The organism is Nitratidesulfovibrio oxamicus (assembly GCF_015731765.1).
GTDB classification, from domain to species: Bacteria; Desulfobacterota; Desulfovibrionia; order Desulfovibrionales; family Desulfovibrionaceae; genus Cupidesulfovibrio; species Cupidesulfovibrio oxamicus.
Genome location: NZ_VRYY01000038.1, coordinates 1 through 8,553, shown reverse-complemented (window position 1 = coordinate 8,553; position 8,553 = coordinate 1). Strand labels below are relative to the sequence as shown.

8 protein-coding genes are annotated in these 8,553 nt (G+C 67.3%); 3 read left to right on the top strand and 5 right to left on the bottom strand.

What is annotated here, in order from left to right; all coding sequences use genetic code 11:
- From FVW20_RS01920 to FVW20_RS01900, 5 genes are all read right to left on the bottom strand, one after another.
- The coding region (locus FVW20_RS01920) for a DmsC/YnfH family molybdoenzyme membrane anchor subunit (protein WP_196608059.1) at positions 1-369 on the bottom strand (369 nt) is incomplete at its 3' end.
- A gap of 2 nt (positions 370-371) precedes the next feature.
- Entirely contained in the window at positions 372-959 is a 588-nt protein-coding gene (locus FVW20_RS01915) for a 4Fe-4S dicluster domain-containing protein (protein WP_196608058.1), read from the bottom strand.
- Positions 960-969: 10 nt separating this feature from the next.
- Positions 970-3,201 carry a molybdopterin-dependent oxidoreductase gene (locus FVW20_RS01910; RefSeq protein WP_196608061.1) on the bottom strand — a complete coding sequence of 744 codons (2,232 nt, stop codon included), beginning with the start codon at positions 3,199-3,201 and terminating at the stop codon, positions 970-972.
- A 153-nt stretch (positions 3,202-3,354) separates the two neighbouring features.
- The gene (locus FVW20_RS01905; RefSeq protein ID WP_196608057.1) at positions 3,355-4,077 is read right to left on the bottom strand and encodes a molecular chaperone TorD family protein; all 723 of its coding nucleotides are present in this window, start codon (positions 4,075-4,077) and stop codon (positions 3,355-3,357) included.
- A 357-nt stretch (positions 4,078-4,434) separates the two neighbouring features.
- Positions 4,435-5,931: a LuxR C-terminal-related transcriptional regulator gene (locus FVW20_RS01900; RefSeq protein WP_196608056.1), complete on the bottom strand. Its 1,497-nt coding sequence runs from the start codon at positions 5,929-5,931 to the stop codon at positions 4,435-4,437.
- A 390-nt stretch (positions 5,932-6,321) separates the two neighbouring features.
- Here FVW20_RS01900 and FVW20_RS01895 point away from each other — a divergent pair, with 390 nt between their 5' ends.
- From FVW20_RS01895 to FVW20_RS01885, 3 genes are all read left to right on the top strand, one after another.
- Complete coding sequence (locus tag FVW20_RS01895; protein ID WP_231038782.1) at positions 6,322-6,936, top strand: hypothetical protein; 615 nt, start codon at positions 6,322-6,324, stop codon at positions 6,934-6,936.
- 463 nt (positions 6,937-7,399) lie between these two features.
- Positions 7,400-8,107, top strand: a complete 708-nt coding sequence (locus tag FVW20_RS01890) for a Bax inhibitor-1/YccA family protein (protein ID WP_196608055.1) — start codon at positions 7,400-7,402, stop codon at positions 8,105-8,107.
- 83 nt (positions 8,108-8,190) lie between these two features.
- Entirely contained in the window at positions 8,191-8,328 is a 138-nt protein-coding gene (locus FVW20_RS01885; RefSeq protein ID WP_196608054.1) for a hypothetical protein, read from the top strand.
- Positions 8,329-8,553: the final 225 nt, after the last annotated feature.

Below are 8,553 nucleotides of genomic sequence, written 5' to 3'. Positions count from 1 at the left end.
GGCGGCGCTCAGGCCCGCGCCCGCCTTGCCGGTGACGGCGGCCACGGCCAACAGCGCGGCGAACGCGCCGAAGGCCAGAATTTCGCGGCTCAGCCAGGCCTTTTCCAGATGGGCCAGGGTGCGCACCGCCCCTTCCGGATGGCCGAGGTGGAACAGCGAGGCCAGCAGGGCCACGCCCATGACGATGGTGGCGGTCAGCCATTCCGTACGGTTTCCGGGGGCGTCGCCGCCCGTTCCCGCTGTGGTCGGCGTGGTCGCGCAGGCCCCGCCCGCGCAGCCGCACGAGCGGACGGCCAGCAGCAGGGCCATGCCCACGACGGCCTGCGACAGCACGGTGAACAGCACCAGGGGAAGTTCGATGTTCTGCATGGCTACCTCCTCACCACGCGGGGTGTTCCGGGCATGATGAAGCGGGTGGACGGATTGACCTGCGGCATTTCCGGGTACCCCGCCGGGTACTGCACGACGTTGGCGGCGTCCGCCGTGGACATGGCGGCGATGTCCACCAGCCGCAGCGCCCGGACAGGGCAGCTCTGCACGCAGGCGGGCTGCTCACCGGCGTCCAGCCGTTCGTGGCACAGGCTGCACTTTTCCGCCTTCTTCAGCACCGGATTGTAGCGCGGCGCGCCGTAGGGACAGGAACGGATGCAGTTGCCGCAGCCGATGCAGCGGTCCTGATGATGCACCACCACGCCGTCCTCGCGTTTTTCATAGGCCTTTACCGGGCAGGCGTTGAGGCAGGCGGGGTTTTCACAGTGGTTGCAGGCCAGCGAATAGAAGGCCCGCTCGCGGTGAGGGTAGATGGCCTCGTCCAACGGGTACAGCTGCCGCCAGACCACGCCGGTTTCCTGATGATAGTAGTTCTTGCAGGCCATGGCGCAGGTGAAGCAGCCGATGCAGCGCTCCACGTCGACAAGGAATGCCCGCTGCCGGGGAAGGGATGTCTTTTGCGTGGTCATGGGCCGCCTCCTATGCTCTCGCCACGTCGGCGAACTGGTCGTGAATGGCCACGCCGGGCGCGCCGGTCTTGTAGGCGCCCATGTCCGCCGACTCGTCATCCACAAGGTTCTGCACGTTGAAGTCCAGCTTGCGGAACCAGGCCTCGTACATCAGCAGGCAGTCGCCGGGTACCGTGTTGGTGATCTTGGCGCGCAGCTTCACCTCGCCGCTGGGGTTGAACACCCGCACCGTGTCCAGATCGGCGATGCCCTTGGCCTTGGCCAGTGCGGGGTTCAGGTAGACGAAGGGCTCCTTCTGGAATTCCTCCATCCAGTCCAGATTGGCGAACTGCGAATGGATGGCGAACTTGCTGTGCGGGGTCAGCAGGCGATAGGGGGCGTAGGGCTTGCGGCCTTCCTTGTACTCCGGCAGGGCCTTGTGGCCGTGGCTGGCGCACAGGTCGGACCGGAACTCGTACTTGCCCGACGGCGTCTTGAACTTGCGGTCGCTCCACGAGGCGGACGACGGCATCTTCGCCTTGGCCGGGCCCTTGCGCAGGTCCTGCCAGTGGCTAATGCCCAGCAACTCGTACACGCCCTTGTTGAATTCCTTCTCCATCCACTCCCTGGTGTCGATGTCCTGCGGATAGGTGCAGGAACCGGGCGACAGGCGGTTCATGTGCTTTGAAAGCAGCGCCGCGATCTCGATGTTCGACTTGGCCTCGTGCATGGGGGCGATGGCCTGCTCGTTCAGTGATACCCAGTAGTGCCAGTAGGATGCGTTGACGGTCCATTCCTCGAACAGGGTGGTCACCGGCAGCACGATGTCGGAGTGGCGCACCGTTTCGGTGAAGAACTGTTCGACGCTGACCACCATTTCCAGCTTGTTGAAGGCCTTTTCCAGCTTGTTGCGGTCGAAGTCCTGCGCGAAGGGGTTCTTGCACGATGACCACAGCACGCGCACCGGCGGGTTCTGGGCGTCCAGCAGTTCCTGGGCGGTCTTGTTGATGTTCAGGGCGCGGTCGGTGTAGGCGGCTGCCGCCGCCGCACCTGCGGTCACGTCGAATTCGCCCTTGGGGCCAGCCTTGCCCACGAAGCCGGTGGACCCCGCCGGGGCCTTCTGGATCATGGCGTGGTAGTTGAAGCCCCAGGTTTGCAGGTGGCCGTAGCGCGCGCCGCCGCCCACCTTGCCCACGTTGCCGGTCATGGCCACCAGCGCGTCGATGGCGCGTACGGCGGCCCCGCCGTTGACGTGGCGCTGCATGCCGTAGCCGATCCAGATGGTGGCGGGCTTGGCGGTGGCGAATTCCTCTGCCACGCGGCGGATCTCGTCGGCGGGAATGCCGGACTTTTCCGCCGCCCATTCCACGGTGACGTTCTGGCGCAGATAGGCGGCAAATTCCTCGAAGCCCACGGCGTTGCTGGTCACGAAATCGCGGTCCACCAGCCCCAGGTCAAGCACGTGCCGGGCCATGCCCAGCGCCAGCGCGCCGTCGCTGCCGGTTTCCGGCTGCCAGGCCACATCGCCCTTGGCGGAGGTCTGGGTCAGCACCGGGTCGATGACCACGATCTTGGCCCCCCGGTCGCGGGCGGCGTAGACGTACTTCATGGAATGCACGGAACACCACGCCGGGTTGGCGCCCCAGATGATGACGTATCGCGACTTTTCCATGTCTTCCGGGTCGTTGCACCACATGTCACCCAGGTCGTAGTTCTGGGCGTCGATGCCGGCGGGCCAGCAGGGCGTGCCCACGAGGCGGGTGGTGTAGCCCAGCGAGGACATCATGCCCTCGACCCCGTAGTTGGTGATGCCGAAGTTGCCGGAATATTTGGTAAGGGCAAGGCCCAGCAGGTTGCCGTCCCTTTCCTTTATCTCCAGCAGCTTGCGGGCGATGCGTTCCATGGCTTCGTCCCACGAGACGCGCCGCCAGTTGCCGCTGCCGCGCCCGTCCTGGACCATGGGGTACTTGATGCGGTCGGGACTGTAGACGCGACGGGGGTAGCTGTAGCCTTTCACGCACAGCCCGCCCGCCGTGTAGGTGGATTCCGGCGCGCCTTCCACGAATTTGACCACCCCGTCCCTGACGTAGGTGACGATGCTGCACGTGTCGTAACAGTTGCGCGGGCAGGCGTTGCGGAAGATCTGGAAATCGGACTTGCTGAAGGGCGCGGCGGATGCGCTGCGGGGCATCAGCAGCGAGCAGGGCAGCGTGGCCAGCGCGCCGGATGCGATGAGCCCCTTGAGGAAGCTGCGCCTGCTCAGGGAACGGGACGCCCCCCCCCGCGAGGGGGTGCCATCGGGGCCGTTGAGGCCGGTCGGGCCGGTCGGGCCGGTCGGGCCAGTCGGGCCAGTCGTTTTGGACATGATGACCTCCGTGGATTTCATGATCTGCGGGAACAGGTACCGCTGCGTCGGTTACAGGGAAGGTGTCGGCGTATCGGCGTTTGCTGAAGGGGTGTGGCGATGGGCGCAGGCCGCAGCCGCGTCTTCCTGCCAGCACAGCAGCATGGCCAACGCACGGGCGATGGCGGGCGGCACGTCGGGTTCGGCCAGGGCGTGCTGCACGAAGCGCGGCACCCATGCCCCCATGTGCTCGGCCACAAGCCAGCGCCATGCTTCCTGCGCGTCGGAGGCGAGCGCAGGGGGGAAAGGCTCTGGAGCGGAAGAAGGCGGCAAGGTGTCTGCCGCTTCGCGCAGGGTCAGCAGGGCCAGTGCGGCGTCCAGTTCGAAGCTCAGGTGGTCGTCGGGCGTGGCGCCTTCGTCGGGTACGGCATACCCGAGGGCGTGGTAAAGGTTGCGGACATCCATGGTGGACTCGCCCATCAGGCGGGGTTCCCTTTCCAGCCACGCAGAGGCGTAGGGCGGGGCGGGCACGGCCATGGGGCCCACGAACAGCCGGTTGAAGGCGTATTCGGCATCGCGCCAGTGGCCGGGGCTATCGATGGAGTCCGCGCCGGGTGGGGCGCAGGGGGGCGTGCCGCGCACGGCGCGAGAACACCCGAATCTGGTGCGGCATGCATCCAGCGCCAGCGAGGCTGCACGTATGTCGCGCGCACTCCGCGCGGAGAACAGGTCGCGCAGCGCGCGCAACAGGCATGCATCGCGGGGCGTGCCGGGCGTGAGGGAAATGTGATCCATTGCATCTCCTCGATTGTCCGGGCCGCACGGGGCGGATGCGGACAGTGGCCTGTTTCTGGACATATGCAGGCTAGTCCGGGAGATCTGCCGTCACAAGGCTATGAAATGGGGTGATAATGGGTAGGATGCACTACCCGATGCGGAGCGGAAACGTCCGGATGGGGAGGGGAGTGGCGAAGGCCGTGGTCGGGATTGAGGGGGCAACCCCTTGCGCGTGCAGGTGTTCGGGCGGTTGCGCTGGCAGAAGACGGCAAGAGGGGCGGCACGCCATGCTGGCCGCAAGAGAGGTTTGTCGGCTGGGGAGCGCCGGGCAATGACGAAAAAAATCATGCCCGACACGAGAAGGACATCCGTTCATCACTCCGCGCCGGAGGGTTGGCGCGGGGCGGGGGCGTTGCGCAGGAAGGCGCACAGGCTGGCGTCCTTGCCGTGCAGGCCCAGCTTGCGTCGGATGTTCTTGCGGTGGGTTTGCACCGTTTCCACGGACAGGTTGAGGGCGCTGGCGATGTCCTTGGTGGGGCTGCCCGCCTGGATGAACTGGCAGATGCGCATTTCCGCCGGGCTCAGGCGCAGCAGCAGCGGGTCCGGCCCGGCATTGTCGGGAGCCAGGCGCAGCAGCTGGTCGCGGATCACGGTCAGGTAGCCGCGCCGCACCTCCGGCTCCATGTCCGCTTCCAGATGGTCCAGCGCGGGCAGCAGCATGGCGTGCACCTTGCGCGCCACCTCGCGGTTGATCTCGGCGCGCTCGCCGTCGATGTTGCGCAGCACGGTGCGCAGGGTGATGTTCATTTCCTCCAGATGGGTCTTTTCCTCGCGCAGGGCCTCGGTGCGTTCGGCCACCACCCGCTCCAGCGCCTCGCGCTGGTGCACGTGGCTGGTCACGTCGGTAAGCATGACCAGGTACCCGTCGCTGGCCAGACTGACGGCGTTGAGCGGCGAGATGCGCATGCGGAACACCTGCGCGGCGCGGGGCGGCCCCACTTCGGGACGGTTGGCGGCGGCAGCGGCAGGCTCCACGTCCGGCGCGGCGGCGGGGGTGATCTCGCACGAGACCCCCAGGGGGTAGAAGCGCAGCAGGTCCTGCATGCTTTCGCCCTCCAGCCCCAGCGCCGCCCAGATGGGCAGCCCCGGCACCGCGCGCCCGGCCAGGTGCTGCTGCGCGATGCGGTTGACGCTGGTGATGATGCCCGCGGCGTCGATGGCAAGCACCATGTCCGAGGTGGAATCGAGAAAGTTTTCCACCTTGCATTTTTCCAGCGTGAGCAGGCGGTTTGCCTCGTCCAACTGGACTGTGTCCACTTTTGCCCGGCGGGATTCCCAGTGGCGGGTGAACAGCACCGAAAAGGCGTCGCCGTACAGGCGCACCACCTGTGCGGCGGCGTTGCGGGCGCGGCGGGGTGCGGGCATGGCCTCCACCACGTCCAGCACCGCGTGCACGAGGGTGTGGAAGCAGCCCAGGAACATGGCCTCGGTCACGCCGCGCATGCGGTGGCGCCGGGCCGAGGCCAGCAGGTCATGCCCCCAGCCGTGCGGGGCGTCGGTGCTTGCGCCGTCTTCGATTTCGCGCACCAGGTCGCCAAAGGTGGGGGCAAGCCCGGCGTGCAGCGCGACGCGCAGTGGGTGCAGGAATCCCAGCAGCGAATCGATGCAGTCCTGCCGCTTGGCGGTGGTGTGGCGCAGGTAGCCCGCCTCGCGCATGCGCTCGGACCAGCGAACCAGGAAGAGTTCCATCTGCCCTTCGATGTCCAGCAGCACGGGCCGTGCCGCCGTGAAAAACGCCTTGCCGGAGTTGTCCCCGGCGGCTTTGGAGATGGCCGGGGATCCGGCGGGGGTGCGGGGGCGGTGGTTGGTCATGGAAACTCCGGATGGTCTGCGTCCGGTTTTGGAGTCATCGGGGTCCATCGGGAACGGGCGCGAACTGGCGGGCATGATCGGAGAATGCCCGGAGCGCGATCGGCAAGGCCGGGGGGGGCGAAAGCCAACCCGCTGCGGCATACCCGATGGGTACCCGGTGCGTTGCGCCCCTGCGCGGCTATGGTATTCTTTACCCAAGTCGCGTGTGGGCACAAGGGCGTGTCTGGCGGAAAGCGAGCGGAGGTCGTGGTGGAAGAACGCAGGCAATACGCCGGGGGCGGGTGTGGAGCCGGAACGCCGGGGGGATGCCCTCCCGCCGGGCCGTTCCGGCGGTTCCGCATCGTCTGGCCGGTCGCGCGTCGTGGCGGAGGACAACGTTGCGTCGTGACGATGCCGCGCATCTGGCTGGTGGCGGCTGTGCTTGCCGGAGCGTTGGCCGGGGCGCTGGCAGGATCGCCGGGCAGGACATCGGGCGCGGCACCGGCCATGGCGGCTGGTGTGCCTGCCCCAGCCGTTGCTTCTGCCCCTCCCGTGGTCCTCATGCGGGATGCCGCCCCCGTGGCCGAGCCGTGCCCGCTCACTTCGGCGGAACATGTCGCGCGGCTGGTGGCCCCCGTCCTGCCCGGTCAGGGAGATACGGAAGGGCAGGGAGATCAGGGAGGCCGGAACGGCCAGAGCGGTCAGCAAGGACGGGGGGCACAGGGACCGCGGGGGGATGCCTTCGCCTCTGCCCGCGTGGGCGCGCCCCTTGCGGTGGTGGTGGCGCTGGATGGGCCGCCCCTGCCTTCCGGCGTGTTTCCGGTGGTGAACATCGACAAGGCCGCCGGGCCGGAGGGCGGGCGGGTATCTTCCACCACCGGGTACCCGGAGTCGGACGTGCGCTTCAGCGCGCCGGGCCGCTACGAACTGGACCTGACCGTGACCCTGGTGGCCCGCTCCAGTTGCGGCGGGGCCAAGGCCCGCACCGTGATGGAGCGCCGCGTGCCGGTGGAGGTTGCGCCGTAGCCGTCCCCCGTCGGGCTGATGCCGGGCCGCTGTTGCCCGCGTATGTCCGACAATTTTTTCGCGTTTTCCCTCTTTTTCTCTCCCCGTCCGGGCGTATCCGTTCCCTTCACTCTCCATGGTTTCGCGGTGTCTGGCGTGGGCGCTACGACGCGGCGTCCGCTTTTTCGCCGTGGCCGGGCGAGGCGGCCTGCGCCTCTGCCGGACGGGCGGGAGCCGTACGGCAGCTGGCCCACGTCGGAAGAACATGTGGTGTGCCGGAAGGATGCGGGGCAAGGACAGGGATCGTGGCGTGCCCACGGGATGCGGCGTGCCGGAAACTTCCGCAGGAAGATGCGGCCCGTGCCCTTGTCAGGGGGGAAAAGGATTGTTATTTAGCAAAACTGGAACGGCGTAGTAAAATCACGATGTTTTCCCGGACCCGCCGGAATGGCTGTTCCGCACAAACGTTACAGGAGGTTTCGACATGCTCGGACGCACGGTCTCCGCACCCACGAGGGCGCGGGCTGAAACCGTCAACGCCTTCATGCGCGGTGTATACAACTGGATGTTCGTGGGGCTTGCCGTGACGGCTGGTGCCGCGTGGTTCACGGCGTCGAGCCCGGCCATGCTGCAACTGGTGTTCGGCAACAGCTTCGTGCTGATCGGCCTGATCCTTGCCGAAATCGGCCTGGTCATGGGCATCAGCGCGGGCATCGCACGCCTTTCCGGCGGCGCTGCCACCGGGCTTTTCGTGCTGTACAGCGCGTTGAACGGCATCACCCTTTCCGCGGTGCTGCTGGCCTACACCACAGGCACGGTGTTTCAGGCCTTCGCCACGGCGGCGGGCATGTTCGGCGCCATGTCCCTTTACGGCCTGACCACCAAGAAGGACCTCACCTCGTGGGGCAGCTTCCTGTTCATGGGTCTCATCGGCATTCTCATCGCCAGCGTGGTGAACATTTTCGTGGGCAGTTCCGCCATGTCGCTGGTCATCAGCGCCATAGGAGTCGTCGTGTTCACGGGCCTGACCGCCTATGACAGCCAGAAGCTGCGCATGATGGGCGAAACAGCCCCCATGGACGACGCCACCGCCATCCGGCGCGGCACCATCCTGGGTGCGCTGACGCTGTACCTGGACTTCATCAACCTGTTCCTGATGCTGCTGCGCCTGTTCGGCTCTTCGCGCGACTAGCCGCGGGCATCGCCTGCCTGATCGACAGTGACTGCCAAGGGGGGCGCAAGCCCCCCTTTCGCATGATGCCGGTACGGCGCGCCATGCCCGTGATGCCGCGCGCCTGCCTGCTCTGCCTGCTCTGCCTGTTCCGCCTGTTCCGCCTGTTCCGCCTGTTCAGCCTGCCTTGCCCGCCCTTGCCTCCCTTTGCCCCCCTTGCCCCCTTGCCCCCCTTGCCGTGATGCGGCCCGCCCGGCCCTCCGTCCGCATTCCCCCGGCGACAAGCGCGCCCGCGCGTGATAGACTTGCTTGCATGCGCACATCGTTGCCCTTTCCCGGATCAATCGGGGCGGCGTCATGAACATCGCCGCCGTGCAGAAAGCCTGCGCCCCCCTGTTGCGCCCGCTGGGCGCGGCCTATGCCGCCTGCATGGCCGCGCGCCGCGCCGCGTACGAGGCGGGCGTGCT

Bases quoted from the DNA above. Each gene is read 5' to 3' on its own strand.
- FVW20_RS01915 (WP_196608058.1), bottom strand. From the start codon at position 959: ATGACCACGCAAAAGACATCCCTTCCCCGGCAGCGGGCATTCCTTGTC.
- FVW20_RS01905 (WP_196608057.1), bottom strand. From the start codon at position 4,077: ATGGATCACATTTCCCTCACGCCCGGCACGCCCCGCGATGCATGCCTG.
- FVW20_RS01900 (WP_196608056.1), bottom strand. From the start codon at position 5,931: ATGACCAACCACCGCCCCCGCACCCCCGCCGGATCCCCGGCCATCTCC.
- FVW20_RS01895 (WP_231038782.1), top strand. From the start codon at position 6,322: ATGCCGCGCATCTGGCTGGTGGCGGCTGTGCTTGCCGGAGCGTTGGCC.
- FVW20_RS01890 (WP_196608055.1), top strand. From the start codon at position 7,400: ATGCTCGGACGCACGGTCTCCGCACCCACGAGGGCGCGGGCTGAAACC.
- FVW20_RS01885 (WP_196608054.1), top strand. From the start codon at position 8,191: ATGCCCGTGATGCCGCGCGCCTGCCTGCTCTGCCTGCTCTGCCTGTTC.